We start from the raw sequence: 26,124 nt of genomic DNA, 5'->3' as shown, positions 1-26,124 counted from the left end.
CCCTGGGGCGTCGTTGCGTCAGTAACTGGGTAGGTCCGCGTCGGCGGTGAAACGCCGCAGCGGACCCGGCAGCCGGGAGCCGAGCGGGGACATCCCGCCGTCCGCGCCCAGCCGGGTGAGCAGGTCGAGCACGAGCCGCCCGCGGCGCACCCGCTCACGGGCGCTGCCCAGCGCCACGTCGCGCAGCTGGGCGCCGTACGGGTAGATCCCCGGGGATTTGCTGAGCCCGAACTTCAGATAGATGGGGGCGCCGCGCCGGATCAGCTCCGCCGCGTCATAGAGCCGGACATAGCCGCCGAGGTCGTCCGGGGCCTCGACATAGAAGTCCATCGGGGCGCGGGAGACCCGGCGGATCTCGGTGAGGTGCTCCAGCGTGAGGTCCGACGGGATGTTGATGGAGTCGGCCCCGAGCTGCTCGTACACCGCGAACGAGGCCGGGTTGACCGGGCCGACCAGCGCGGACAGCTTGAAGGTGGTGTCCGCGGGCAGCTCGCCGCGTTCCCGCAGCCGGTTCAGCAGCCACAGCACCCCCTCGTCGGCGACCAGCAGGCACTTCACGCCCAGCGAGACCGCGCGCAGCGCGTCCTCCACACATCCGGCCACCGCGTCATGGCCACGGGCGCGCAGGCCGCCGCCGCCGGAGTCGGAGCGGGTGGCGGCGCCGATGTCCCAGGTGCCGCGGGGGCCGGTGAACAGGCACAGCTCGGCGTTCCGCTCGGCGCAGGACTCCACCATCTCGGTGATCTCGGCATCGGTGAGCATCCAGACGCCGCTGCCCTGGCTGATCCGGTGGATCGGCACATCGAGCCGCCCGGCCTCCTTGAACACGGTGGCCAGCGCCTCCGGACCCTCGACGGACGGGATCTCGGTGCGCCAGGTGCCGCCGTCGGGGAAGGTGTGCGCGGAGGCGTCGGCGGGGTCGGGGGCGGGCGTGGCGTGGCCGAGCGAGGCGAGGGCCGCGTCGGCGGGGCGGCGGGGGCCGGGAGTGGTGGGTGAGGCGGCGGTCACGGTGCTCCCTGTGGAGTGATGGCCGGTGGTTCGGCGTCCGGCTGGTGCTGCCCAGGACATCGTTGTCCGGGTGGGGCTGGGTGGATGACTAGAGACGGTCCGGGAGGCTGGTGGGATGACGGGAGACGGGTGCGGGAGGCGTGCCACATGTGCTGATCGAGGCCCTTGCTAGTCGAGGCCCTGCGGACGCAGCAGCACCTTGCCGACGGCCGGATCGCCGCTGCCGACCAGCTCGATCGCGGAGGCGAAGTCGGTGAGCGGCAGCTCATGGGTGATCAGCGGCCGCAGGGTCAACAGCCCCGCGTCGAAGACCCGTACGGCATGCGACCAGGCGGCGGGCGGGGCGCCGAAGACGGTCTGCATCTCGATCTGGCGGACCACCAGATCGGTGGGGTCCAGCCCGTCGGCGCCCGCCGCCGGGATGCCGGTGAGCACCAGCCGGCCGCCCCGGCGCAGCAGCGAGGCGGAGCTACGGGCGGCGGAGGCCGATCCGGCGGTCTCGATGACCACGTCGTAGCCCGAGAGCTGGTCGGAGAGCTGGTCCCGGGTGCGGAAGTCGGTGGCGCCGAAGTCCAGCGACAGTCGCTCCCGGTCCGGGCGGGTGCCCACCACCAGCAGCCGCGCGGGGGAGACGGCGGCGAGGAACTGTACGGCGATCATGCCGAGCGTGCCGGTGCCGACCACCGCGACCCGTTCACCCGGCTGGGCGTGGGCCTTGAGCGCGGCGGCGGCGATACAGGCGGCGGGCTCCAGCAGGGCGGCCGCGCCCAGGTCGGCGTCGTCGGACAGCGGGTGCAGCAGCCGGGCCGGCAGGGTCAGGGTGTCGGCCATCGCCCCGGGCTGGGTGAAGCCGGTCTCCTCGTACCCGGCCGTGCACAAGGTGGTGTCCCCGGCGTGACAGCGGTCGCACACCTGGCAGTTGCGGAACCCCTCGCCGACGACCTTACGGCCGACGAGCGCCTCGGGGACGCCCGCGCCGACCGCCTCGACCGTGCCGGACCACTCATGGCCGGGGGTGACGGGGTAGCGGACGTACCCCTCGGGCCGGTTCCCCTGGTACAGCTCGCGGTCGCTGCCGCAGATCCCGGAAGCGTGGACGCGCACCCGCGCGTCACCGGGGCCGGGTGCGGGCTGTTCGGTTCCGGTGTCGGCCCCGGTGCCGGTTTCTACGAGACGGAACGCGCCGGGGGCGTCGAGGATGAGCGCGGTCACTTCGCCCTGCCCTTCGGGTCCCGCTTCTCCCAGCCCTCGGCCCACAGGTCGAAGCGGGCCTGCTGCTGGGGGAATTCGGCCGCCGCGTCGGTGTCCAGCTCCACGCCGAGACCCGGCTCGTGGGAGAGCTGGAAGTAGCCGTCCACGACCTGCGGGGCGCCCTTGACCACCTTCTTGATCTCCGCGTCGGCGAAGTCGTTGAAGTGCTCCAGGATCTTGAAGTTCGGGGTGCATCCGGCGAGTTGCAGCGATGCGGCGGTCAGCACCGAGCCGCCCACATTGTGCGGGGCGATCAGTACGTAGTGCGTCTCGGCCGTGGCGGCCAGCTTGCGCGCCTCGCCGATGCCGCCGATGTGGCCGACGTCGGGCTGGATGATGTCGGCGGCCTGCGACTCGAACAGCTCGCGGAACTCGATGCGGTCGTGAATGCGCTCGCCCGTGGCGATCGGCAGACGCGTCTTCTCCGCGACCTTCGCCAGCGCCTTGAGGTTCTCCGGCGGCACCGGCTCCTCCAGCCACGACGGATGGAACCGTTCCAGCTCCCCGGCGATGCGGACGGCGGTCGCCGGGCTGAATCGCCCGTGCATCTCCACCAGCAGCTCGGCCTCCGGCCCGATCGCGTCCCTTACGGCCTCCACGAGGGAGATCGAATGCAGGGTCTCCGCGTGGTCCAGCTCGAAGTGGCCGGTGCCGAACGGGTCCAGCTTCAGCGCCCGGTAGCCGCGCTCGACCACCGTGGAGGCCGCCTTGTGGAACGCCTCGGGGGTGCGCTCGACGGTGTACCAGCCGTTGGCGTACGCCTTGACCTTGTCCGTCACCTTCCCGCCGAGCAGCTGCCAGACGGGCACCCCGAGCGCCTTGCCCTTGATGTCCCAGCAGGCCATCTCCACACAGGCGATCCCGGACATCACGATCTCGCCCGCCCGGCCGTAGTCGCCGTACTTCATCCGCCGGACCAGGTCCTCCACCGCGAACGGGTCCGACCCGGCGAGGTGGTTGAGCTCGGCCTCGCGCAGATAGCCCAGCAGCGCATCGGTCCGCCCGAGCATGCGGGTCTCGCCGACGCCGGTGATCCCCTCGTCCGTGTGGACCTGCACATAGGTGAGGTTGCGCCAGGGAGTGCCGACGACATGCGTACTGATACCGGTGATGCGCACAGCAATCGACCCTTCGCGATGTTCGATATTTCGTCACACGTTCGAAATCTTGGCGTGACCGTAGCCAGCCCTCGTCAGGGGTGTCAATGGTTGTGCGTCGAATGGCATTCGAACGTGACAACCCATCATGACCGATCAAGAACCATCATGACCGATCATCTCACTGGACAACATGGGTCCGGGGATGTTCGTTGCTGTGCTTGTACGAGGACTAGGCGGTTCGCTGCGCCTCCACCAGCACCTCGCCCGCCGTCGTCCGGTCGTACAGAACCGACCGTCCCGCCCGTCGCCGCCGCACCAGGCGGGCCTCGCGCAGGACGCGCAGATGGCGGCCGACCGAGCCCAGGGTCTGGCCGGTCAGGGCCACCAGGTGGGTGGTGCTCTTCGGGGTGTCGAGCAGGACCAGGACGCTCGCGCGGGCCGGGCCGAGGAGACGGGCCAGGGAGTCCGGGGCCGGGGGAGGGCCGGGGGTGGTCAGGGCGCCGGCGCAGGGATAGATCACGGCGTAGCGGTGCGGCGCGTCCCAGGAGACCCATCCGGTGGCGGGGGTGACGGGGACGAGGAGCAACTGGGCGCCGTGGACCGCGCGGGGCGGGTTGTCGTGGGCGTTGATCTGCAGTCGGCTGCCGCCCAGCCACCGCATCCCCGGCCGCAGGTCGTCCAGCGTCGCCGCCCAGCCGCCCTGGCTCACCCGGCCGGTGCGCGCCACCACATCGGCCTCGATGATCCGGCGGCGGCGCGGCCAAGAGGGCCGTATGGCTTCCGTCCACACCCACTCCAGCAGATCCGCGAGCCGCCCCGGCAGATCGTCGCGGCGCAGCGCGGCCGGGAGCGGGGAGCGGCCGAGGGAGACCGTGAGGTCGTGGCGCGCGGCGGCGGGGGACGTCGCGCGCATCCGGGCCAGCTCCTCCTCGAGGGACGGCTCGCCCTCGCCCGGCGTCTGGGTGAGGAAGTCCGCGAGCCAGGTCCGGCCCAGCGCGGCCCGGACGAGCAGCGCGGTGACCGGGTCATCGGCCAACCGCGCCCGGTAGGCGGGCAGATGGGCGTCGAGCCAGGCCCGCTCGCCCGGGTGCGCGGCGCTCGCCCGCTCCAGGGTGACCAGGGCAGCGGTGGTCTCGGCCAGGGCGGAGCGGACGAACCGGCTGCGCGCGAGCGTATCCGCGTCGACCAGCCACAGCCCCATCCGGCCACCCCCGCCGCCACCGCGTCGCTTCGCGTGGTTTCGCGTCCGCGCGAAACATTAACGCCACCGCGCGGAGACTCCCGAGCCTGAAGGCCATGCGCACCTATCGAGAAGTGTTCCGGACCCCGGAGTTCACCCCGCTGTTCCTGATCTCCGCCACGCAGGTGGCCGCCTCGACGGCGAGCGGGCTCGCCCTCGGCACCCTGGTCTACGCGGCGACCGGCTCACCGCTGCTCTCGGCGCTCAGCATGTTCGGCCCCTCGCTCGCCCAAGTGGCCGGTGCGCTGGCGCTGCTGTCGGCGGCCGACCGGCTGAGGCCGCGCGCCGCGCTGTCCGGGCTGGCGGTGCTCTTCGCCCTGGGGACCGCCGCGTTGGCCCTGCCCGGGCTGCCCGTGGCGGCCGTCTTCGCCCTCGTGTTCGGGCTGGGCGCCGCGGCCGCCCTCGGCGGTGCCGTCCGCTACGGACTGCTCACCGAGATCCTGCCCAAGGACGGCTATCTGCTGGGCCGTTCGGTGATCAACATGTCGGGCGGCACGATGCAGATCGGCGGCTACGCGGCCGGTGGCCTCCTCGTGACCGCCCTCTCGGCACGCGGCACCCTGCTCGTCGCCGCCGCACTGTATCTGCTGGCCGCGGCCGCCGCCCGGTTCGGCCTGAGCGGGCGTCCGGCCCGGGCCGGGGGGCGGCCCTCGGTCACCGAGACCTGGCGGGTCAACGCGCGGCTGTGGTCCTCCGCGCCCCGCCGCCACGTCTATTACGCGCTGTGGGTGCCCAACGGGCTGATCGTCGGCTGTGAATCCCTCTTCGTGCCCTACGCGCCCCGGCACGCCGGACTGCTCTTCGCCGCCGGTTCCCTCGGCATGCTGATGGGGGACCTGCTCACCGGACGGCTGCTGCCACCGCACCGGCGGGAGCGGCTCGCGGCGCCCCTGCGGCTGCTGCTCGCCGTGCCGTATCTGGTCTTCGCCCTGCATCCGCCGCTGCCCCTCGCGCTGGCCGCCGTCGCCCTCGCCTCGATCGGCTTCTCGGCCACGCTGCCGCTCCAGCAGCGGCTGATGGCCCTGACCCCGGACGCGATGAGCGGCCAGGCCCTGGGGCTGCACTCCTCCGGCATGCTCACCATGCAGGGCGTGTCCGCCGCCCTCGCGGGCGCGCTGGCCCAGCCCACCTCGCCGGCCGTGGCGATGGCCACGATGGCGGCGGTCTCGGTCGCCATCACACTGGCCCTGGCCCCGGGGCTGCGGGGCGATCCGGCGGCGCCGCGCCAAGTGGTCTCGTCGGCGGGGAGGTTCGAGGAGGCGGCTCCGGAGGAACGAGCACCGTAAGGGCGCCACGAGCACCGTAAGGGCGCTGCGCGAGGGCGGTAAGGGCGCGCGCGAGCACCGTAGGCGCGCTTCACGAGCACCGTAAGGGCGCCGCGGGGTCAACCGGGCGCCCGTCGGCCACCCGTTGGGCGGTGCCGGACACGCCGCCCGGGGGTGAGGTTCCCCCGGGCGGGTTCGGGCGCCCGGTAGCTGTACGGGGAAATGAGCACCCGCTCACGGGCATTCGTCCGGCGACTCCGTTCGGGAGGACGCGACGGAGTCCGTGGCGGGCCTCCGCTCCCCGCCCCAGGAGGTATGTACGTCCATGCGCAACCGTCGCGCCCTCGGCGCCCTCACCGTTCTCCTCATGGCGGCTCCGGCCGCCCACGCCGCTCCCGCCGGGCCCGATCGCCCGGAGCTGCGCCCCGGCTCGGGCCTGGCCAGTCGGGGAGAGCGGCTCGACCGGCCGCGTCTGCCCCTGCCCTGGACCGACGATCTGGCCATCGACCGCACCGGGGACGTCACCCCGGACGGGTCCGTCACGCTGTACGGCAGCTACCGGTGTGTCCGGGAAGGGGCGGAGAACCCTCGGGCCAGCGTGCTCGTCACCCTCACCCAGGGCCGGGAGCGGCATGGCCTCGGCGGCCACAGCGCGGTCTGCGACGGACAGCGGCACCGCTGGGTGATCGACGCGGTGGACGTAGGGGCGTACGAGCCAGGATCGGCGCAGGCCGAGGGCACGCTGCTGAGGTTCGACGCCGTCGGCGCCCCCGCCGCCGCCGACGCCGCCTTCGTGCCGATTCCGAGGAACGCGGTCGGGGTCGAGCAGGACGTCAGGCTGGTGGCGGACCACGGCTGAGCCGCCGTCACGAGACGGCCCGCACCCGACGTCCGCATGGCGAGGTCACTCCTCGGCCTCTTCGTCTCCCTGTCCCAGCAGGGAGACGAAGGCCCGGAAGAGGGCGGGCATGTCCACCGCGTCCCGGTCGTGCAGCCACTGGAACTGCAGTCCGTCCATCACCGCCACCACCAGCGGCGCGGCGGCCTCGGGGGTGAGCCCGCCGGGAAGCCGGTCGCCGAACTCGCCGCGCAGGGTGGCCGCCATGTCGGCGCGCACGTTCTCATAGCGCTGGGTGAAGAAGCCGCGTGCGGGGTGTTCGTCGGTGACGCTCTCGCCGAGGAGCGCGGAGAAGGTCTGGACGATACCGGGGCGCATCGCGTTGTACTCCACCAGCGAGGCGAGCAGGTCCAGCGGCCATACGTCGCCGCCGTCGCGCCGCGCGGAGCCGGTGTCCCACTGGTCGCGCTCCTTGAGTACGGCGATGAGCAGGGAGTCCTTGGTGGGGAAGTAGTGCAGCAGCCCCTGTTGGGTGAGCCCCACCCGCTCGGCGACCGCGCCGAGGGTCGCGCCCCGGTAGCCGCGCTCGGCGATCACTTCGAGCGCGGAACGGACGATCTCCGCCCGTCGTTCCGCACCGCGTCGCGTACCGCGCTCCATCGCCCTGTCCATGCTCGTACCGTAGAGCATGTTTGATAACGAGTCGGTAACGGTACCTACCTGGTGACAGGTACTCGGGTCCAGGATGGCCCCGGACGAGGACCGGACAGGACCCGCACCGGGAGGGCGAGCGATGGCGGACGCGATCGACGACGAGGGCACGGCCGAGGCCGTGGAGAAGGCCCTCGGCCTGCTGGATCTGGACACCAAGGCGCGGCTGTTGTCCGGGCAGGACATGTGGAGCCTGCCCGCCGTTCCGGCGATCGGGCTGCGCTCGCTGGTGATGTCGGACGGCCCGATCGGCGTCCGCGGCGTCCACTGGACCGCCGACGACCCCTCCATCGCCCTGCCCAGCCCCACCGCGCTCGCCGCCACCTGGGACCCGGAGCTGGCCCGGCGGGCGGGCCGGCTGCTCGCGCAGGAGGCGCGGCGCAAGGGCGTCCATGTGCTGCTCGCGCCCACGGTCAATCTGCACCGCTCCCCGCTGGGCGGGCGGCACTTCGAGGCGTACAGCGAGGATCCGTATCTCACCGGCGAGATCGGCACCGGCTATGTGACGGGTGTGCAGGACGGCGGAGTGGGCACCACCGTCAAGCACTTCGTGGCCAACGACGCGGAGACCGAGCGCTTCACCGTCGACAACGAGGTCGGTGCGCGGGCGCTGCGGGAGCTGTATCTCGCGCCTTTCGAAGCCATCGTCAAGAACGCCCGCCCCTGGGGCATCATGGCCGCCTACAACGGGGTCAACGGCTCGACCATGACCGAGCACCGCGAGCTGCAGCAGGGGGTGCTGCGCGAGGAGTGGGGCTTCGACGGCTTCATCGTCTCCGACTGGCTGGCGGCCCGCGACACCGTGCGCGGGCTCAAGGGCGGGCTCGATGTCGCGATGCCCGGCCCGCGGACCGTCTACGGCGAGGCGCTGGCCGCCGCGGTGCGCGACGGCCGGGTGACCGAGGCGGAGCTGGACGAGGCGGTGCGGCGGCTGCTCACCCTGGCGGCCCGGGTCGGCGTCCTGGACGGCGCGGCCCCGGCCGTCGCCCCCGCCGACCGGCCCGGCCCGATCGACGGGGACGCGCTGGCCCGCGAGATCGCCCGGCGGTCCTTCGTGCTGCTGCGGAACGAGGGCGCGGGCGGCCGGGGCGCGGTGCTGCCCCTGACCGCCGGCGCCCCCGGCGGGGTGCGGTCGCTGGCCCTGATCGGTGCGGCGGCGCGCGACGCCCGGGTGCTGGGCGGCGGCTCGGCGGTGGTCTTCCCCGACCATGTGGTCTCACCGCTCGACGGACTGCGGGCCGCCCTGCCGCCGGACGTCCAGTTCAGCTACGCCGTGGGCGCCGACCCCACCGACGAACTCACCCCCGCCGCCCAGGGGTTCGAGCTGCGCGCCGTGGTCCGGGCCGCCGACGGGCGGGTGCTCGGCGAATCCCGGCTGCCCGGCGGACAGGTGCAGTGGATCAGCGACTTCCCCGAGGGCGTGAGCTACGAGGAGCTGCACACCGTCGAGACCGTCGGCACCTTCACCCCGCGCGAAAGCGGTGCGCACTCCTTCGGCACCAGGGGGCTGGGCGGCCTCCGGCTGGTCGTGGACGGAAAGGTGCTCTTCGAGGGGGAGCAGCTCCCGCCGGACGTCGACGACCCCTTCGAGGCGTTCATGGGCTCACCGGTGCCCCGGGGCCAGGTGGAGCTCACGGCGGGCGCACCGGTGGAGGTCAGCCTCACCTGTGCGGTGGCCCGCCCCGAGGAGGCCCTTCTCGACGCCGTCAGCTTCGGCCTGCTGCACCGGGCGCCGGAGCGGGACGCCGAGGAGCTGCTCCAGGAGGCCGTCGCCGCGGCCTCGGCGGCCGAGGTGGCCGTGGTGGTGGTCGCCACCACCGAGAGGGTCGAGAGCGAGGGGTTCGACCGCGGGCATCTGCGGCTGCCGGGCCGTCAGGACGAGCTGGTGCGGCGGGTCGCCGCCACCGGCACCCCCACCGTGGTGGTGGTCAACGCGGGCTCGCCCGTCGAGATGGCCTGGCGGGAGGAGGTCGCCGCGGTGCTGCTGAGCTGGTTCCCGGGCCAGGAGGCGGGCGCCGCGCTCGCCGATGTCCTGCTGGGCACGGAGGAGCCCGGCGGACGGCTGCCCACGACCTGGCCCGAGCGGCTCGAGGACGCCCCGGTCAGCGCGGTGACGCCGAGCGAGGGCCGACTGGTCTACGACGAGGGCGTGTTCATCGGCTACCGCGCGTGGGAGCGGCGGGAGGGGATCGCTCCGGCGTACTGGTTCGGGCATGGCCTCGGATACACCGACTGGGCCTACGAGGCGATGGACTTCACCCCCGTGGAGGGCGATGGCGAGGCGCTGGGCACGGTGACCGTGCGGGTCCGCAACACGGGCGCCAGGGCAGGCCGTGAGGTCGTGCAGCTCTACCTCACCGTGCCGGAGAACGACGTCGAGAACGGCACCCAGGACGATGCCGGGGACCGCCCGGTCCGGAGCCTCGCGGGCTTCGCCTCGGTCACGGCGGGCCCGGGGGAGACGGCGGAGGTGTCCATCCCCCTGCCCCGCCGGGCGGCGGAGATCTGGGACGGGACAAAGGGCGCCTGGCGGCTGATCCCGGGCACCTACACGGCAGAAGCAGGCCGCAGCGTAGCCGACCGCCGCCTATGGGCCCCGGTCCCGGTGCGGACGACGGCCTGAGCCCGCCGGGCGCGTGCCGCCCCTGCGGCCCGGGGGCCGCGTGGGGCGTGCACCCGCCTGCGTCACCCGCCCCGGTGGGGCCACACCACGCCTGGGGCGGTGGGGCCCACCCGTGGTTGATGTGGGTCCGTGCCCCGGCCGCTGGGGCTACCCCTGCCCGGCGTGCGGCGAGGCTGCTCGCGTCCGCCGGCCAGTCCACCTCGCCCGGCCCGGTGGGGCGCCCCCTCACCCGGTCGGGCAGACCGCCCGCGCCCGGCTCCCGGCCCCTGGCCGGGAGCCGGGCTGCGGCTCGGGGTCAGGACGTGGGGGCGGTGATGCGGCGGTAGGCCATTTCGGCGAGTTGCTGCTGGCCTGCCTTGCTGGGGTGGAACCAGTCCCACTTGCTCAGCTGGGACGTGGTGAAGCGGTATTCGTGCACCGCCGGGTCGTACCGGCACAGCACATCGCGCCCACAGACGTCCTTCAGCACCTTGTTGTACTCCGTCACCCGGTCCGCCACCCGCTGCCGGCGGTCGTTGGAGGCGGCGTCCAGGTGCTCGGAGTTCTTCAGCATCGACGGGCAGATGCCCAGCTTCCAGATCTGCCTGCCGAAGACGTTCTTCCGCCCCTCCGACCACAGCCGCTTCAGATCCGGCACGCTGGCCACATACACCTGGGTCTTCGGCAGGTCACGGCGGAGCCGGGTGAGCGCCGAGGTGAAGGTGGAGCGGAACTGCTCGGTGGCGGTCATCTCGTCGACCGAATCCCGGCAGGCGTCATTGGCGCCGATCATCACGGTGATCAGCTTCGGCTTACGGGCCGCGGCCGCCTCGATCTGGCCGGGGAGGTCGGCCACGACCGCGCCGGTCTTGGCGAAGTTCCAGCTGTGGGTGCCCGAGCGGGCGGTGGTGGCGGGCAGCAGCCGCTGGGCGAGGCTCTCCACATCGGTGCCCGTGGACCAGGACACCTCGGGGCAGTCGGAGAGCACCGAACAGGCGTCGAAGCCGCGGGTGATGGAGTCGCCCAGGGAGGCGATCGAGCTCGGCCGCGTGTTCCAGACGATGGTCCGCTTGGCGCCGGGGGTCTTCCCGGCGCGGGTCGGACCGTGCCGGGAAGGGTCGTCCGAGCTGCCGAAGCAGCCCGCCGAGCTCAGCACGGCGGCGGTGGTGAACAGCACCACGCCGGCGCGCCCGGCAGTGCGCCCGGCCGTGCGGCGGCCAGTGCGCGAAGTGGTGCGCGGGGTCGGGCGCACGACCGTACGCGTGGTCGAGGAAGCGGCCGCCGATCGCTTCCGGCGTGTCGCGCTGACCCGCATGGCTGTTCCCCCTCCGGCTGTTGGGTGATATCTATCCGGACCGACGGTACGTCACTCCTCCGGCTGGCTCGCACGGTACGTTTTTCTTGTGTCCGATGGGCGTCGTCCCGGCGACATGGCGCGCTATGCGGTATCAACACATTACGCCCCGTCACATCCTGTCCACTTTCTAGAGAATTCTGCACGATAAATTTCACTGAAGGTGACGTCGAGACTGGTGTGGGAGTGATCACTAGGGCAGAATGTGATCCGATGTCCCGGGCGGGACCGGTACGGGCGCGAGGCCGCTGGGGAAGGCGCACCTCGAACCGCACAGGAGGCACCGGTGACGACACGTGGAGTTCTGTATGTGCACTCCGCTCCGCGCGCGCTGTGCCCGCACGTCGAATGGGCCATCGCGGGCGTCCTCGGCGTGCGTGTCACCCTCGACTGGATCAAGCAACCCGCGGCGAACGGCACCTGGCGGGCCGAGTTCTCCTGGCAGGGTGAGGTCGGCACGGCCTCCAAAATGGCGTCCGCCCTCCGCGGCTGGCATCTGCTGCGGTTCGAGGTGACCGCCGAGCCCTGCGCCACCGCCGAGGGCGAGCGCTACAGCTCCACCCCCGAGCTGGGCATCTTCCACGCCGTCACCGGAATGCACGGCGACATCCTGATCCCCGAGGACCGGCTGCGCGCCGCCCTCGCCCGCTCCATCCGCGGCGAGAGCGACCTGGAGGCGGAGATCGCCAAGCTGCTCGGCAAGCCCTGGGACGACGAGCTGGAGCCGTTCCGCTACGCGGGTGAGGGCGCCCCCGTCCGCTGGCTGCACCAGGTGGTCTGAGCGCCTGACGCGCCGCCACTCCTTTGTCCTGGAGTGCGCTTCAGGTCTTAGCGTGGCGGCATGACCGAACAACTCCCGGCAACGTCCGTCGCGGTCCTCGGCACCGGCATCATGGGCTCCGGCATGGCCCGCAACCTCGCCCGCTCCGGGCTCGACGTCCGTGCGTGGAACCGCACCCGGTCCAAGGCCGAGCCGCTCGGCCAGGACGGCGTACGCGTCACCGACACCCCGGCCGAGGCCGTGGACGGCGCCGATGTCGTCCTGACGATCCTCTACGACGGCGCCGCGGCCCTCGAGACGATGCGGCAGGCCGCCTCCGCGCTGCGCCCCGGGGCCGTATGGGCCCAGGCCACCACGGCGGGGCTGGAGGCGATGGAATCGCTCGCCGCGTTCGCCCGTGAGAAGGATCTCGTCCTCATCGACTCGCCCGTCCTCGGCACCAAGCAGCCCGCGGAGAGCGGACAGCTTCTGGTGCTGGCCGCCGGCCCTCGCCCCGTCCGCCCGGTCGTCCGGCCGGTCTTCGACGCGATCGGCAGCCGTACGGTGTGGGTCGGCGACAGCGCGGAGGGGGCCGCCGCCACCCGGCTCAAGCTGGTGCTCAACAGCTGGGTCCTCAATGTCACCCACGCCACCGCCGAGGCGGCCGCCCTCGCCAAGGGGCTGGGCGTGGACTTTCAGGGTTTCCTGGACGGGGTGGAGGGCGGACCGCTGGACAACGGCTATATGCGGGTCAAATCGGCCCAGCTTTTCCGGGGCGACCTCGCGCCCAGCTTCGCGACCAAGACCGCCGAGAAGGACGCCCGGCTGATCGTGGAGGCCGGGGAGCGCGTCGGAGTGCGGCTGGACCTGGCGGCGGCGGGCCTGGAGCGGTTCCGCCGCGCCATCGAGGCGGGCCACGGCGACGAGGACATGGTGGCCTCGTACTTCGCCAGCTTCGACGGCGAGGCCCCCTGAGGGACGGGCGGCCTGGACACACCGATGGCCCGCCCCCGGCCGGAGCCGGAGGCGGGCCACCCCCACGTATCAGCGCGTCAGCGCGTCAGACCATGCGGCGCGTCAGACCGTGCGGAAGGCCAGCACCACATTGTGGCCGCCGAAGCCGAACGAGTCGTTCAGCGCGACGATCGGGCCGTCGGCCGGAAGCGCCCGCGCCTCGCCGGTCACGACGTCCGCGTCCGCCTCCGGGTCCGGGGAGACGAGGTTGATCGTCGGCGGGGCCAGCCGGTGGTACAGCGCGAGCACGCTGGCCACCGTCTCCACACCGCCCGCGCCACCGAGCAGATGGCCCGTCATGGACTTGGTCGCGGAGACCGCCATATGGTCCACATCGTCGCCGAACACCTTGCGCAGTGCCTTGATCTCCGCCAGGTCGCCCTGCGGGGTCGAGGTCGCGTGCGCGTTGACGTGCGCGACCTCGGCACCGTTGATGCCGGTGTTCTCCACCAGGTTCTGCAGCGCGTTCCCGATGCCATTGCCGGACGGCTCCGGCTGGGTGATGTGGTGGGCGTCGGCCGAGATGCCCTGGCCGATGGCCTGCGCGTACACCCGGGCGCCGCGCGCGGCGGCGTGCTCCGCCGACTCCAGGACGATGGCGCCCGAGCCCTCGCCCATCACGAAGCCGTTGCGGTCGGCGTCGAACGGGCGCGAGGCGCCCTGCGGGTCGTCGTTGTTCTTGGACATCGCCATCATGTTGCCGAAGGCGACCATGGGCAATGGGTGGATGGACGCCTCGGTGCCGCCCGCGACCACCACATCGGCGCGGCCGGTGCGGATCATCTCGATGGCGTAGCCGATGGCCTCGGCGCCGGACGCGCACGCGCTCACCGGGGTGTGCGCGCCCGCGCGGGCGTTGAGGTCGATGCTGACGTTCGCCGCCGGGCTGTTGGGCATCAGCATCGGCACGGTGTGCGGGGAGACCTTGCGGACGCCCTTCTCGCGCAGCACGTCGTACTGGTCGAGCAGGGTGGTCACGCCGCCGATGCCGGAGGCCACGACCACGCCGAGCCGGTCGGGGTCGATCGAGGAGTCCTCGCCCGCCTTGGCGGTGAAGCCCGCGTCCGCCCATGCCTCACGGGCCGCGATCAGCGCGAACTGCGCCGACCGGTCGAGCTTGCGGGCCTGCGGACGCGGAATGACCGTGCCCGGCTCCACCGCGATCTTCGCGGCGATGCGGACCGGCAACTCGGCCGCCCATTCCTCCTCCAGGAGGCGGACGCCGGACCGGCCGGCCAGCAGGGCCTCCCAGGTCGACGGGGCGTCGCCACCCAGCGGCGTCGTGGCACCAACACCGGTGACGACCACGGTGCGATTGGTCGAGTTCACAGGAATTCCTACTCCACGTGTAGAAGGTGCTGGACCTGCCACCGCATGGGCGGCGACGACCGGCCTTGATACGGGCTCAGCCCTGGTGCTTGAGGATGTAGTCGACGGCGTCGCCGACGGTCTTGAGGTTCTTGACGTCGTCGTCCGGGATCTTCACGTCGAAGCGCTCCTCGGCGGCGACGACCACCTCGACCATGGACAGCGAGTCGACGTCCAGGTCGTCGGTGAAGGACTTGTCCAGCAGGACGTCCTCGGTCGGGATACCGGCGATCTCGTTGACGATCTCGGCGAGACCCTCGAGGATCTCTTCCTGAGTGGCGGCCATTGCGGCGCTCCTTCTTCGGTGTGTTGCGGTGGTGGCGCAGCGTCCGACTTCTGCCGAGCTGCGTGGATATGGACTATGGAGCCTAAGGAAGGGTAACGACCGTCGCTGCGTAGACGAGACCCGCTCCGAATCCGATGACGAGCGCGGTGTCGCCGCTCTTCGCCTGCCCCGTCGCCAACAGCCGCTCCATGGCGAGCGGAATGGAGGCGGCCGAGGTGTTGCCGGTGGTCTCCACATCACGGGCGACCGTGACGTGCTCCGGCAGCTTGAGGGTTTTGATCATCGAGTCGATGATCCGCATATTGGCCTGGTGGGGGATGAACGCGTCGAGGTCGTCCGGGGCGACCCCGGCCTCGTCCAGAGCCTGCTGGGCGACCTTCGCCATCTCGTAGACGGCCCAGCGGAAGACCGCCTGGCCCTCCTGACGCAGTGCCGGATAGCGCACATCGGCGGCGTCCTGGTCGCGGTAGACGTCCCAGGGCAGCGTCTGGGTGATGGTGTCGGACTTGTCGCCCTCCGAGCCCCAGACGGTGGGGCCGATCGCGGGCTCCTTGGAGGGGCCGACCACCACGGCGCCGGCGCCGTCGCCGAACAGGAAGGCCGTCGCGCGGTCCTCCAGATCGGTCAGGTCCGAAAGCCGCTCGACCCCGATGACCAGCACATGCTCCGCGGTGCCGTCGGTGATCATGCCCTTGGCGAGGGTCAGCCCGTAGCCGAAGCCGGCACAGCCCGCCGAGATGTCGAACGCGGCCGGCTTGCCGGTGCCCAGCAGATGCGCGATCTCGGTCGCGACCGCCGGGGTCTGCTTGAAGTGCGAGACCGTCGAGACGATCACGGCGCCGATCTGTTCCGGGCTCAGGCCGGCGTCGGCGATGGCCTTGCCGCCCGCCTCCACGGACATGGCGGCGACCGTCTCATCCGGACCGGCCCAGTGCCGGGTGGCGATGCCCGAGCGGGAGCGGATCCACTCGTCGGAGGAGTCGATGTGCTTGAGGATCTCCTCGTTCGGCACCACCCGGGTCGGACGGTAGCCACCGACGCCGAGAATTCGCGCGTACGGGGCGCCCTTACTGGGCTTGATCTTCGCGGTCATGCTTCTCGGAGCTCCTCTTCGGCCGGTGTGGCGACGGCGGGAATGGCGTGCTCCTCGATCAGCGCACGGGCCGCGTCGAGATCGTCCGGAGTCTTCAGCGCCAGGTTGGTGACGCCCGGCAGGGCACGCTTGGCGAGGCCGGTGAGCGTGCCGCCCGGGGCCACCTCGATCAGCGCGGTGACGCCCAGCTCCTGGAAGGTCTCCATGCACAGGTCCCAGCGCACCGGGTTGGACACCTGGGCGACCATTCGCTCGATCACCCCGGCCCCGGACGTCACGACCCCGCCGTCACGGTTGGAGACGTAAGCGGTGCGCGGATCGGCCACCGGAACGCCCGCGACCAGGGCCTCGAGGGCGGCGACCGCCGGGGCCATATGGTCGGTGTGGAACGCGCCGGCCACCTTGAGCGGTACGACGCGGCGCACCCCCTCGGGCTTGTCCTCGGCCAGCGCCGCCAGCTGCTCGGCGGTGCCCGCGGCCACGATCTGCCCGGCGCCGTTGACGTTCGCCGGGGTCAGTCCGTGCTTGTCGAGGTGGGCGACGACATCGTCCTGCTCACCACCCAGTATGGCGGCCATTCCGGTCTCGGTGCGGCTCGCGGCCTCCGCCATGGCGAGCCCGCGCCGGCGGACCAGCACCATGGCCGCCTCGTCGGTGAGGACACCGGCGGCCACGGCCGCGGTGATCTCGCCGACGCTGTGGCCCGCGACCGCGCCGATACGGCTCGGCAGCCCCGCGGGACCGGTCGCGCCCTCGATGCCCTCGCCGAACAGCGCGTGGGCGGAGACCAGACCGGCGGCCACCAGCAGCGGCTGGGCCACCGCGGTATCGCGGATCTCCTCCTCGTCGGCCTTGGTGCCGTAGTGGATGAGGTCCAGCCCGGACACGGCCGACCACCACGTCAGACGTTCGGTGACGCCGGGCAGGTCGAGCCAGGGGGTGAGGAAGCCGGGCTTTTGAGCGCCCTGGCCGGGAGCGACGAGTACGAGCACTCTCACACTCTCTCTTGTGGATGGTCCGACTCGCCCGTGAGGACAAGGACGAAGAACCGTCAGGGGAATTGTGGAGGTCCAACAAACGGTCAGGACAATATGTTCGCGTCGGCGAGACGGCCCAGGATCAGGGCTATGCGCAGAGTAAACGCCGACCTGACGTCGGAAGGTGACCATCCGGTGACGTCCGTCACACGTCGTAGCCGGTAGCGGACGGTGTTCGGGTGAACGAAGAGCATCCGGGCCGCCCCCTCCAGACTGCTCGCCTGTTCGAGGTACACACTCAGTGTCTCGAGCAGTGCCGAACCGGCTTCCTCCAGCGGTCTGTAGATCTCCTCCACCAACTGCTCACGGGCAGCGGGGTCCCCGGCCATCGCGCGCTCGGGCAGCAGATCGTCGGCGATCACCGGACGGGGCGCGTCCGGCCAGGCCGTGCACGCCTTCAGCCCGGCCGCCGCCGCCCCCGCCGAGCGGGTCGCGGCCAGCAGGTCGGAGACCACCGGACCGGCCACCACCGGGCCGGGGGCGTACGGCCCGATCAGTGCCTTCGCCGTCTGCAGCGGATTGTCCGAGCCGCCCGCTACCACCACCAGCCGGTCGCCCAGCACCCCGGTGAGGACCTGCAGCTTGGCGTGGCGGGCGGCCCGGCGGATCGCCTCGACGGTCAGCTCGCTGTCCCCGTCGGGGGCGGTGCCCAGCACCACGCACACATGCTCGGGGGAGTTCCAGCCGAGCGCCGCGGCGCGGGACAGCGCCCCCTCGTCCGCCTCCCCGGACAGCACCGCGTTGACCACCAGCGACTCCAGCCGGGCGTCCCAGGCGCCGCGCGCCTCGGCGGCCTGCGCGTACACCTGGGCGGTGGCGAAGGCGATCTCCCGCGCGTACACCAGCAGCGCCTCGCGCAGCACCGACTCATCGCCCGGGGCCGCCACGTCGTCGATCGCCGACTCCATGACCTCGATGGTCGTGCGGACCATCTCCACGGTCTGCCGCAGCGTGATCGCCCGGGTCAGCTCGCGCGGGGCGGTGCCGAACACATCGGTGCTGATCGCCTGGGGCGCCTCGGGGTGGCGAAACCATTCGGTGAAGGCCGCGATGCCCGCCTGTGCCACCAGCCCGATCCAGGAGCGGTTCTCGGGCGGCATCGCGCGGTACCACGGCAGCTGCTCGTCCATGCGCGCGATGGCGTTGGCGGCGAGTTTCCCGGAGGACTTCTCCAGGCGGCGCAGGGTGGCACTGTGCGGATGCGGGGTGTTCGAGGCTGGTTCAGGCACGAGGACAAGACTGCCTTATCGGGTGGTGAGCGCTGGGGGCGGGAGGCTACGCGGGGGTAGGGGCGGGGCCGGGGCGGACGGGTCGGGGCGCACTACCGTGGACCGGGTGATGTGGATACAGCGGTCCGGTGCACGGTATCCGGGTGGGGAGGGCGCGGGCATCGAGACGCGCCACGCCTTTTCCTTCTCTGGGTACTACGACCCCGGCAACGTGCGGTTCGGGTCCCTCGTCGCCTGCAACGAGGAGCGGCTCGCCCCCGGTGCGGGCTTCGCCGAGCATCCGCACCGCGATCTGGAGATCGTCACCTGGGTCGTCGAGGGCGGGCTCACCCACGAGGACTCCACCGGCGCGCGGACCGTGGTGCGCCCCGGCGATGTGCAGCGGCTCAGCGCCGGAAGCGGAGTGCGTCACACCGAGCGCAACGCGGGCGCGGAACCCCTCACCTTTGTCCAGATGTGGCTGGTGCCGGGCTCGGGTGCCGCGACGGACCCCGGGTACGAGGTGGTGCGCGGCATCGCCGACGGCACCCCGTACGCACTGGAGCGCACCGAGGCGGTGCTGCATGTGCGTCGGCTGGCGGACGGCGAGCGCACCGCGCTGCCGGACGCGCCGTGGGTGTACGTGCACGCGGTGCGCGGCGCGGCGCGGCTCGAGGGGGAGACCCTCGGGCCCGGCGACGCGGCGCGGATCTCCGGGGCGGAGGGTCTGGAGGCGCGCGCCGAGGGCCCCGCCGAGCTGCTGATCTGGGAGATGCACGCGGAGCCGGTCTATGGCTGAGGGGCTTATGGCCGAGGGGTCTATGCGGCCAGCTCGGCCAGGATCGCGTCGGTGAGCGGCGGCCAGACCTCGACCGCCCAGGGGCCGAAGGCCCGGTCGGTCAGGGTGACGCAGGCGGCGCGGGCGTCCGGGTCGACCCACAGGAACGTCCCGGACTGGCCGAAATGCCCGAAGGTGCGGGGCGAGGAGGAGGCGCCGGTCCAGTGCGGCGACTTGCCGTCGCGTATCTCGAAGCCGAGCCCCCAGTCGTTGGGCCGCTGATGGCCGTAGCCGGGCAGCACACCCGTGAGACCCGGGTGGATCACGGAGGTGGCCTCGGCCAGCGTCTCGGCCGCCAGCAGCCGCGGGGCCTGCAGCTCCGCCGCGAAGCGCACCAGGTCGTCCACGGTCGAGACGCCGTCCTTGGCGGGCGAGCCGGTCAGCTCGGTGGCGGTCATGCCGAGCGGCTCCAGCACCGCCTGGCGCAGATACTCCGGGAACGGGATGTCCGTGGCCTTGGCGATGTGATCGCCCAGCACCTCGAACCCGGCGTTGGAGTAGAGCCGGCGGTTGCCGGGCGCGGCGACCGAGCGGTGCTCGTCGAAGGCGAGCCCGGAGGTGTGCGCCAGCAGATGGCGCACCGTGGAGCCCTCGGGCCCGGCCGGTTCGTCCAGCTCCATCGCGCCCTCCTCGACGGCGAGCAGCGCGGCGTAGGCGGCGAGCGGCTTGGTGACCGAGGCGAGGGGGAAACGATGGCCGGTCGGGCCGTACGATCCGGCCAGGGTGCCGTCCGCGCGTACGACGGCCGCCGCCGCCGTCGGGACCGGCCAGTTCTCGATCATCCGCAGGCTCTCCATGTCACAGAGCCTAGTGGCGGGCGCCGCGCGGACTCACGGCACCCAAGGTTCCGCCAAATCTTCGCTTGCTTGGAGTGCACTCCAAGTCAATAGCGTTGAAGACGTCGATGAGGTGTGCGGATCGGCGACCTGCGAGAGGTGAATCGGCATGACCCTGATGGAGAGCGCCCCGGTGAAGGTGCGCACCTGCGCGGGGAGGGGCGGGCACCCCCGGCCCAGCGGGCAGGACCGCTACACGATCAGTGAGGTGGTCGCCCACACCGGGCTGACGGCGCACACCCTGCGCTGGTACGAGCGGATCGGGCTGATGCCGCATGTGGACCGTACGCACACCGGCCAGCGTCGCTTCACCAACCGCGACCTGGACTGGCTCGACCTCGTCGGCAAGCTGCGGCTGACCGGGATGCCGGTCGCGGACATGGTCCGCTACGCCGAGCTGGTGCGCGAGGGCGAGCACACCTTCGCCGAGCGTGAGGAGCTGCTGACCACGCACCGCGCGAATGTGCGGGAGCGGATCGCCGAGCTGCAGAGCACGCTCGAAGTCCTCGACTTCAAGATCGATGTCTACGCTGACGCCCGGCGGGCGTCGGAGAGGTTTGACCCGGTATGAGCAACAGCACCAACGAGACCATCGCGACCGTCGGCCTGGGGGCCGGCGGACCGGAGGTCGGCGTCCAGGGCCTGGGCTGCATGGGCATGAGCTGGGGCTACGGACCGACCCAGGACGAGGCGGAGGCGCGGGCCACGCTGGAGCGGGCCCTGGAGCTGGGCGTCACGCTCTTCGACACCGCCGATGTCTACGGCTTCGGGCGGAACGAGGAGTTCATCTCCCCCTTCGTCCGGGCCCACCGCGACCGGATCACCCTGGCCACCAAGTTCGCCATCGAGCGCGACGAGAGCGATCCGTTCGGCAGCCAGCGAATCCGCAACGACCGCCCGTACATCCGCCAGGCCATCGAGGGCAGTCTGCGCCGGCTGGCGGTCGACCATGTCGATCTGTACTACATGCACCGGCGCAACCCCGAGGTGCCGCTGGAGGAGAGCGTCGGCGCCATGGCCGAGCTGGTGGCCGAGGGGAAGGTCAAGCACCTCGGGCTGAGCGAGGTCACGGCCAAGGAGCTGCGCGCGGCGCACGCGGTGCATCCGATCGCGGCGGTGCAGTCGGAGTGGTCGCTGTTCAGCCGCGATGTGGAGGGCGGCGGAGCGAACAGCGTCGCGGCCACCGCCGCCGAACTTGGCGTCGCCCTCGTCCCGTACTCGCCGCTCGGCCGCGGCTTCCTCACCGGCTCCTTCGTCCAGGCCGAGCAGGAGCTGAGCGAGGGCGACTTCCGCCGCCTGCAGCCCCGCTTCACCGGCGACAACGCGGCCACCAACGCCGCGCTGCTGGAGCCGATCCGCAAGATCGCCGAGGCGCGCGGCGCCACGCTCGCCCAGATCGCGCTGGCCTGGGTGCAGCAGCGGGCCCAGGTCTACGGGCTCGCCGTGGTGCCGATCCCCGGCACCCGCACCCGCGCCCGGATCGAGCAGAACACCGGCGCGACCCGGATCGAGCTGAGCGCGGACGAGCTGGCCGCGCTGGAGCCGATCGCGGGACAGGTGGCGGGCGCCCGCTACGCCGATATGAGCGCGACGAGCGCGGGCCGGGAGTAGCGGGCGGCGTCGGGCCGCGGCGGGGCGGCAGCCGGTGCGCGGTGCTGCCGGTGCGCCGGGCAGCCCCTGGACTTGTGCGGAGCGAAGGGGCGGCGGGCCGGGTGCGGCGTACCGCGCATGGTGCTGCCGGGTGCCGGGTGCCGGGTGCGGCCGGTCAGACGCTCCAGGTAGGCGGCCGGGGCGCGGCGGGGCGCCCGCCGGGAGGCGATGGCGGGCGCCAGGGCGCGACGGGTGGCCGACGGCACCCGGCACCGCCCGGTGCCGGGCGGGACGGCGGTCAGATGAGACCTTGGCGGCAGTCCGGCCCCGTGCCCGGACTGCCGTCGTCCTCCTCCGCGCATCGCACATCGTCGAAGTTCCCGAGCGCGATCCGCGAGAAGTTGCGCAGCGAGTCGGTCCCCGGCGCGAAGTAGCCGGTGTGGCCCTGGGCGCTTTCGGAGGAGACCACCCGGGCGCCGAAGGACGGATCGGTCGGGTCGTCGCCGTGGCCCAGGCCCAGGAAGTCATAGCCGGTCACCCGCCGGATCCAGTCGGTGCGGTCCCGCGCCGCCCAGACCCGGGCCCCGGTGCGCAAGGCCCCGGCGCTGTCCGCGCGCATCCCCGGGCTGCCCAGCACCACCAGGTCGGCGACGCGGGCGCGGTCCATCGCGGAGGCGGCCAGCCCGCAGACCACCGAGCCGTAGCTGTGGCAGAAGACGGCGGGCGGGGCGTCGGCGGTCGCCGCGGTGGTCACGGCGAGCCCCGCGAGGAACCGGTCCAGGCGGGGCGCGCCCGCCTTGGCCAGCCGGCTGGTGGCGGCGTCCGGGCCCAGCCCGACCGGGGTCGTGTAGCCGACCCAGGCGATGACGGCGGTCGGGGTGGCGGGCGCGTCCTTCGCCATCTGCGCCCGCAGCGACCGCGCCATCCCGGCCGGGGCGCCGTACGGATCGCCCGTGCGGTCGAAGGCGTTCAGATCGATGTCCGAGCCCGGCACGATCACGGCCGTGCGCCGGGCCGTCGCCAAGTCCCCGTACACCTCCGCCACTTGGCCGCGCCCGCGCGGATCGAAGGCGAGGATCCGGCGGCCCGGTGCGAGCAGCGCCGCGTACCGCTCGGCGAGCGGGCTCCCGGCGTCGGCCTTCCGCTCCCTGTGCCAGGCGGCCCGGATCGCCCGGGAGTTGGCCTCGTACCGCAGGCTCAGCGGCGCGCCGTCCAGATTGCCCACCACCTCGGCATGCCGGATGACCAGCGCCTTCCGTTGGACGTCGGTGAGCCGGCCGAAGAACCGGGCGATCTCGGCGGGCGAGGTGGTGGCCGGATCGGGCAGTTCGCGCCCGGCCCCGCCCAGCGAATGGTCCGACAGCCATGCGGCGGTGCCGGGCGGCGGGCCGGTGATGGCCTGCTCCTCGTGGGCCACGGTCCAGCCGGCCGTCCCCGCCATGACGGTGATGGTGAGCGCCGCGGTGATCAGGCGTCGCGCGTAGTGCCTGGTGCGTACCGTCTGGGACATGGCCGGGGCTTCCCTCTTCCGTCGGTGACGGAGGAGAAGGTAGGGAGCCGTCGGGTGGCGGTACGTCACCCCCCGGTGCCAAGTGGGATGTCATACCCCAGTAGGGGGTCGCGGCCCGGCCGGGGCTACTGACCCGGTGTCACCAGGCCCGATTCGTAAGCGAAGATCACCGCCTGGGCGCGGTCGCGCAGCCCCAGCTTGGCCAGCACCCGGCCGATATGCGTCTTCACCGTCTGCTCCGCGAGCACCAGCGACTCGGCGATCTCCTGGTTGGACAGGCCCCGCGCGATCAGCTCCAGCACCTCGGTCTCACGCGGCGTCAGCCCGCTGCGCCGCGCGGACGGGCCGTCGCGGCGCGGGGCGGGGCGCTGGCGGGCGAAGTCGGCGATCAGCCGGCGGGTGACGGACGGGGCGAGCAGCGCCTCGCCCGCCGCCACCACCCGCACCGCGGAGATCAGATCGGCCGGTGGGGCGTCCTTGAGCAGAAAGCCGCTGGCCCCGGCGCGCAGCGCCTCGTAGACGTAGTCGTCCACATCGAAGGTGGTGAGCATCAGGACCTTGGGCCGGTGGATGACCCCGCGCGGCGGGTCCAGCAGTTGCCGCGCCGCCTCGAGCCCGTCCATCTCGGGCATCCGGACGTCCATCAGCACCACATCGGGGTGGGCACGACGGCTGACCTCCACGCCCTCCCGCCCGTCGGGCGCCTCGCCGACGACGTCGATATCGCTCTGCGCGGCGAGCAGGGCGGCGAACCCGGCCCGCACCATCGCCTGGTCGTCGACGATGATCACCTTGATGGTCATGAAGGGTCCGTCTCTTCGAGGTCTACCAGAGGGAGCCGGGCCGCCACGCGGAAGCCGCCGTCGGGGAGCGGGCCGGTGTCGAGCATGCCGCCGACGAGCCGTACGCGCTCGACCATGCCGACGAGGCCATGGCCGGTGCCGCTGGTCTCCAGGGGCTTGGTGGGCGCGCTGACCGGCGGGCCGTTGACCACCAGCAGGGTCAGCGCCGAGCGGTCGTCGGCCGCCGAGATGGCCACCCGGGTGGCGGCGCCCGGCGCGTGCCGCACCACATTGGCCAGCGCCTCCTGCACGATGCGGTACGCGGACAGCCCCACGGCCTGCGGCAGCGGTTCGAGCTCGGCCACCTCGTCCGCGATGGTCAGCGTGGTCGGTATGCCGGCCCGTACCGTCGCCTCGACCAGTTGCGGCACCTGCCGCAGCCCCGGCTGCGGCGCCCGCTCACCGCGGGTCTCCTCGCTGCGCAACACGCCCAGCAGCCGCCGCATTTCGGCGAGGGACTCCCGGGCGGTGGCGGCGATGGTGGAGAACTCCCGCTCCGCCTCGGACGGCAGACCGCCGATCCGGTACGGGGCACTGTCGGCCTGCACGGTGATCACGGACATGTGGTGGGCGACCACGTCGTGCAGCTCGCGGGCGATCCGGGTGCGCTCCTCCAGCAGGGTGCGATGGGCCCGTTCGGCCTCGCTGATCGTCTCCTGCTCGGCCAGCCGCCGCTGGGCGTCGCCGCGCTCCCGCAGCGCCCCGGCGACCAGCAGCACCACTCCGCCGAGCACGAACAGCACCACATTGCTGCCGTTGCTCTTGTCCGGGAAGGCCATGCCGAGCGACAGTCCGGCGGTGCCGGTGACCAGCCACACCGCCACCAGGGTGCGGCGCGGTTCGCGCAGCGCCAGGGCGAGCAGCAGGAAGAGATAGCCGATGATGGGGCCCGGCAGCCAGGGCCACACCCGGTTCTCCAGGTGCTCGGCGGTGCCGAGCACCACCAGGGCGCAGACGATGTCGGCGAGGAAGACGATCCACCACGCCTGCAGGGGACGGGTGACGGACAGCAGCAGCGGGGTGCTCTGGACGATGCCGATCAGCGTGGCCACGCCGCCGCCCACCCCGTAGTCGTTGGACAGGACTTGGGCGGAGGTGGGGACGAGGATCGTGGTGAGGATCATCGCCACGCCGTACGGCACCCGGCGCAGCCAGCGCCGGGGCGACCGGGCGAACAGCGGTGTCGCCGGATAGCTGGGGGTGACCAGGGCCCGGGCGAGGGCGCCCGCCTGCCGCCGGGCGGCCTTGGGCAGGCTCTCGTGCGCGGTGGAGGAGGCGGCGGTGGACGCCGGGCCGGCGGCCGCGCCGGCCGGTGCGGAGGAGGGACCGGACACTTACAGCTCCGCCAGCAGCTCGGCCTTCTTCGCGCTGAACTCGTCGTCGGTCAGCAGCCCGGCTGTGTGCAGCTCGCCCAGATGACGGATGCGCTCGGCGATGTCGGCGGGGTCGCGGCGCGGGGCCCCGGCCCGGTTCGAGGACGGGGCGCCCTCGGCCCACGGCACCGGGGAGGAGGCCCGTATCGCCTCCAGGACGGCCGCGGCGAACGGCAGCGACTGGTGGACGAGGCCGTAGCCCATCCCGAACACCACGGCCGCCGGGTCCTGGTCGGGGCGGCCGGCGGGCTCGTCCTCGGCGGAGCGCCGCAGCAGCCGCAGATAGCCGTGGCCACCGCCCTTGGGGGCGGCTTTGCCGGTGCCGTTCCTGGCCGTGCCGTCCTTGGCGGAGGCGCCCTTGGCCGAAGCGCCCTTGGCCGAAGCACCCTTGGCGGAGGCGCCCTTGGCGGAGCCCTCCTTGGGGGCGGTGCCCGCCGAGCCCCGGCTCTCCGGGGACCGCCACTCCACACCGGTCAGCTCGTCGATCCGGAACCGCTGGTCCCCGACCTTCCACTTCTCCGAGGAGGCGCCGGTCCAGAACCAGCGGAAGGAGATCGCCTTGCCGTCGAAGGACGCCTTGCCGTCGTACGCCTTGAAGGACAGCGGCGCCGGGGGCACGGTCACCAGATGCGCCTCGGCGGGGACGTCCGCGTCCGGGCAGAGGGACTCGCGTATCCGCTCGGCGTAGTAGTCCGCGAGCGTCTCCCGCTCGGCGGGCAGCACCAGGCGGTACGGGTCGTACGCCTCCTTGAGCTGGCCGCCCGCGGCGTCCATCAGGGGGTCGGCGCCTGGTCTGGGCACGGCGCGCAGCACCACCGTTCCCCGTTTGCCGACAGCGAGCTCCACTCCGGACAGCGCCTCGAAGGGGATGCGGCGTTCGCCGAGCGCCTGGAGCAGCTTCGGCGTGCGGATCCCCCGTTCGAAGCGGATGAGCATGGAGTCGGTGTCGAACTCCCAGACGGTCTGAAAACCGGCCAGCACATCACCCATGCGGCTCATC

25 protein-coding genes are annotated in these 26,124 nt (G+C 72.6%); 8 read left to right on the top strand and 17 right to left on the bottom strand.

What is annotated here, in order from left to right; all coding sequences use genetic code 11:
- Positions 1-18: 18 nt before the first annotated feature.
- From CGL27_RS16380 to CGL27_RS16365, 4 genes are all read right to left on the bottom strand, one after another.
- Positions 19-1,008, bottom strand: coding sequence for a hypothetical protein (locus CGL27_RS16380; protein ID WP_119987789.1), 990 nt, complete (start codon positions 1,006-1,008; stop codon positions 19-21).
- Positions 1,009-1,176: 168 nt separating this feature from the next.
- Complete coding sequence (locus CGL27_RS16375) at positions 1,177-2,220, bottom strand: alcohol dehydrogenase catalytic domain-containing protein (RefSeq protein WP_119987786.1); 1,044 nt, start codon at positions 2,218-2,220, stop codon at positions 1,177-1,179.
- Positions 2,217-3,377 carry a mandelate racemase/muconate lactonizing enzyme family protein gene (locus CGL27_RS16370; protein WP_078641211.1) on the bottom strand — a complete coding sequence of 387 codons (1,161 nt, stop codon included), beginning with the start codon at positions 3,375-3,377 and terminating at the stop codon, positions 2,217-2,219. Before CGL27_RS16370 ends, CGL27_RS16375 begins: the two co-directional genes overlap by 4 nt.
- A 211-nt stretch (positions 3,378-3,588) precedes the next feature.
- Entirely contained in the window at positions 3,589-4,560 is a 972-nt protein-coding gene (locus tag CGL27_RS16365; protein ID WP_119987783.1) for an ArsR family transcriptional regulator, read from the bottom strand.
- Positions 4,561-4,655: 95 nt separating this feature from the next.
- Between CGL27_RS16365 and CGL27_RS16360 the strand changes: the two genes are divergently transcribed.
- Both CGL27_RS16360 and CGL27_RS16355 read left to right on the top strand, forming a co-directional pair.
- The gene (locus tag CGL27_RS16360; protein WP_119987781.1) at positions 4,656-5,885 is read left to right on the top strand and encodes an MFS transporter; all 1,230 of its coding nucleotides are present in this window, start codon (positions 4,656-4,658) and stop codon (positions 5,883-5,885) included.
- Positions 5,886-6,189: 304 nt separating this feature from the next.
- Positions 6,190-6,723, top strand: a complete 534-nt coding sequence (locus CGL27_RS16355) for a DUF6299 family protein (protein WP_119987778.1) — start codon at positions 6,190-6,192, stop codon at positions 6,721-6,723.
- Between the two features lie 45 nt (positions 6,724-6,768).
- Here CGL27_RS16355 and CGL27_RS16350 read toward each other — a convergent pair whose 3' ends face one another.
- Positions 6,769-7,374: a TetR/AcrR family transcriptional regulator gene (locus CGL27_RS16350; protein WP_237298864.1), complete on the bottom strand. Its 606-nt coding sequence runs from the start codon at positions 7,372-7,374 to the stop codon at positions 6,769-6,771.
- Positions 7,375-7,495: 121 nt separating this feature from the next.
- Between CGL27_RS16350 and CGL27_RS16345 the strand changes: the two genes are divergently transcribed.
- The gene (locus CGL27_RS16345) at positions 7,496-10,036 is read left to right on the top strand and encodes a glycoside hydrolase family 3 C-terminal domain-containing protein (protein ID WP_119987775.1); all 2,541 of its coding nucleotides are present in this window, start codon (positions 7,496-7,498) and stop codon (positions 10,034-10,036) included.
- A gap of 295 nt (positions 10,037-10,331) precedes the next feature.
- Here the strand turns inward: CGL27_RS16345 and CGL27_RS16340 are convergent, their stop codons facing one another.
- A complete protein-coding gene (locus CGL27_RS16340) occupies positions 10,332-11,330 on the bottom strand; it encodes an SGNH/GDSL hydrolase family protein (protein ID WP_205587706.1) in 999 nt (332 codons plus the stop codon).
- A gap of 325 nt (positions 11,331-11,655) precedes the next feature.
- Between CGL27_RS16340 and CGL27_RS16335 the strand changes: the two genes are divergently transcribed.
- Positions 11,656-12,150, top strand: coding sequence for a DUF3145 domain-containing protein (locus CGL27_RS16335; protein WP_078641205.1), 495 nt, complete (start codon positions 11,656-11,658; stop codon positions 12,148-12,150).
- A 60-nt stretch (positions 12,151-12,210) separates the two neighbouring features.
- The gene (locus CGL27_RS16330; protein WP_119987773.1) at positions 12,211-13,104 is read left to right on the top strand and encodes an NAD(P)-dependent oxidoreductase; all 894 of its coding nucleotides are present in this window, start codon (positions 12,211-12,213) and stop codon (positions 13,102-13,104) included.
- 102 nt (positions 13,105-13,206) lie between these two features.
- Here CGL27_RS16330 and fabF read toward each other — a convergent pair whose 3' ends face one another.
- From fabF to CGL27_RS16305, 5 genes are all read right to left on the bottom strand, one after another.
- Entirely contained in the window at positions 13,207-14,472 is a 1,266-nt protein-coding gene (fabF, locus tag CGL27_RS16325) for a beta-ketoacyl-ACP synthase II (RefSeq protein WP_078641203.1), read from the bottom strand.
- Between the two features lie 76 nt (positions 14,473-14,548).
- A complete protein-coding gene (locus CGL27_RS16320) occupies positions 14,549-14,797 on the bottom strand; it encodes an acyl carrier protein (protein WP_020871568.1) in 249 nt (82 codons plus the stop codon).
- A gap of 82 nt (positions 14,798-14,879) precedes the next feature.
- On the bottom strand, positions 14,880-15,890 hold the full coding sequence (locus tag CGL27_RS16315; protein ID WP_119987770.1) for a ketoacyl-ACP synthase III: 1,011 nt from the start codon (positions 15,888-15,890) through the stop codon (positions 14,880-14,882).
- Positions 15,887-16,882 carry an ACP S-malonyltransferase gene (locus CGL27_RS16310; RefSeq protein ID WP_119987767.1) on the bottom strand — a complete coding sequence of 332 codons (996 nt, stop codon included), beginning with the start codon at positions 16,880-16,882 and terminating at the stop codon, positions 15,887-15,889. Before CGL27_RS16310 ends, CGL27_RS16315 begins: the two co-directional genes overlap by 4 nt.
- An 89-nt stretch (positions 16,883-16,971) precedes the next feature.
- The gene (locus CGL27_RS16305; protein WP_078641200.1) at positions 16,972-18,156 is read right to left on the bottom strand and encodes a helix-turn-helix domain-containing protein; all 1,185 of its coding nucleotides are present in this window, start codon (positions 18,154-18,156) and stop codon (positions 16,972-16,974) included.
- Positions 18,157-18,265: 109 nt separating this feature from the next.
- Between CGL27_RS16305 and CGL27_RS16300 the strand changes: the two genes are divergently transcribed.
- On the top strand, positions 18,266-18,934 hold the full coding sequence (locus CGL27_RS16300) for a pirin family protein (RefSeq protein ID WP_205587925.1): 669 nt from the start codon (positions 18,266-18,268) through the stop codon (positions 18,932-18,934).
- Between the two features lie 20 nt (positions 18,935-18,954).
- On the opposite strand, the gene CGL27_RS16295 is transcribed toward CGL27_RS16300, so the two are convergent.
- Positions 18,955-19,770 (bottom strand): serine hydrolase domain-containing protein, encoded by an 816-nt coding sequence (locus tag CGL27_RS16295; RefSeq protein ID WP_119987765.1) that lies wholly within the window; start codon positions 19,768-19,770, stop codon positions 18,955-18,957.
- A 148-nt stretch (positions 19,771-19,918) separates the two neighbouring features.
- Between CGL27_RS16295 and CGL27_RS16290 the strand changes: the two genes are divergently transcribed.
- Both CGL27_RS16290 and CGL27_RS16285 read left to right on the top strand, forming a co-directional pair.
- Positions 19,919-20,380, top strand: a complete 462-nt coding sequence (locus CGL27_RS16290; protein WP_119987762.1) for a MerR family transcriptional regulator — start codon at positions 19,919-19,921, stop codon at positions 20,378-20,380.
- The gene (locus CGL27_RS16285) at positions 20,377-21,420 is read left to right on the top strand and encodes an aldo/keto reductase (RefSeq protein WP_119987759.1); all 1,044 of its coding nucleotides are present in this window, start codon (positions 20,377-20,379) and stop codon (positions 21,418-21,420) included. The genes CGL27_RS16290 and CGL27_RS16285 overlap by 4 nt, the downstream gene beginning before the upstream one ends.
- Here the strand turns inward: CGL27_RS16285 and CGL27_RS50060 are convergent.
- The 5 genes from CGL27_RS50060 to CGL27_RS16265 all read right to left on the bottom strand — a co-directional run bounded on the left by CGL27_RS50060 (position 21,381) and on the right by CGL27_RS16265 (position 26,114).
- Positions 21,381-21,665 carry a hypothetical protein gene (locus CGL27_RS50060; RefSeq protein ID WP_162952990.1) on the bottom strand — a complete coding sequence of 95 codons (285 nt, stop codon included), beginning with the start codon at positions 21,663-21,665 and terminating at the stop codon, positions 21,381-21,383. The two genes, CGL27_RS16285 and CGL27_RS50060, sit on opposite strands and share 40 nt — an antisense overlap.
- 32 nt (positions 21,666-21,697) lie before the next feature.
- The gene (locus CGL27_RS16280; protein WP_119987757.1) at positions 21,698-22,909 is read right to left on the bottom strand and encodes an alpha/beta hydrolase; all 1,212 of its coding nucleotides are present in this window, start codon (positions 22,907-22,909) and stop codon (positions 21,698-21,700) included.
- Between the two features lie 125 nt (positions 22,910-23,034).
- Positions 23,035-23,712, bottom strand: a complete 678-nt coding sequence (locus CGL27_RS16275; protein ID WP_078641194.1) for a response regulator transcription factor — start codon at positions 23,710-23,712, stop codon at positions 23,035-23,037.
- The gene (locus CGL27_RS16270) at positions 23,709-25,085 is read right to left on the bottom strand and encodes a sensor histidine kinase (RefSeq protein ID WP_119987754.1); all 1,377 of its coding nucleotides are present in this window, start codon (positions 25,083-25,085) and stop codon (positions 23,709-23,711) included. Before CGL27_RS16270 ends, CGL27_RS16275 begins: the two co-directional genes overlap by 4 nt.
- Positions 25,086-26,114, bottom strand: coding sequence for a DUF4429 domain-containing protein (locus tag CGL27_RS16265; RefSeq protein ID WP_119987751.1), 1,029 nt, complete (start codon positions 26,112-26,114; stop codon positions 25,086-25,088). It lies immediately after the preceding gene.
- Between the last annotated feature and the right edge of the window lie 10 nt (positions 26,115-26,124).

Origin of the sequence: Streptomyces sp. 11-1-2 (assembly GCF_003595545.1) — a bacterium.
Classification (GTDB): domain Bacteria; phylum Actinomycetota; class Actinomycetes; order Streptomycetales; family Streptomycetaceae; genus Streptomyces; species Streptomyces hygroscopicus_B.
Note: the sequence above shows the minus strand (reverse complement) of the source record. Positions and strands in the feature narration are given on the sequence as shown.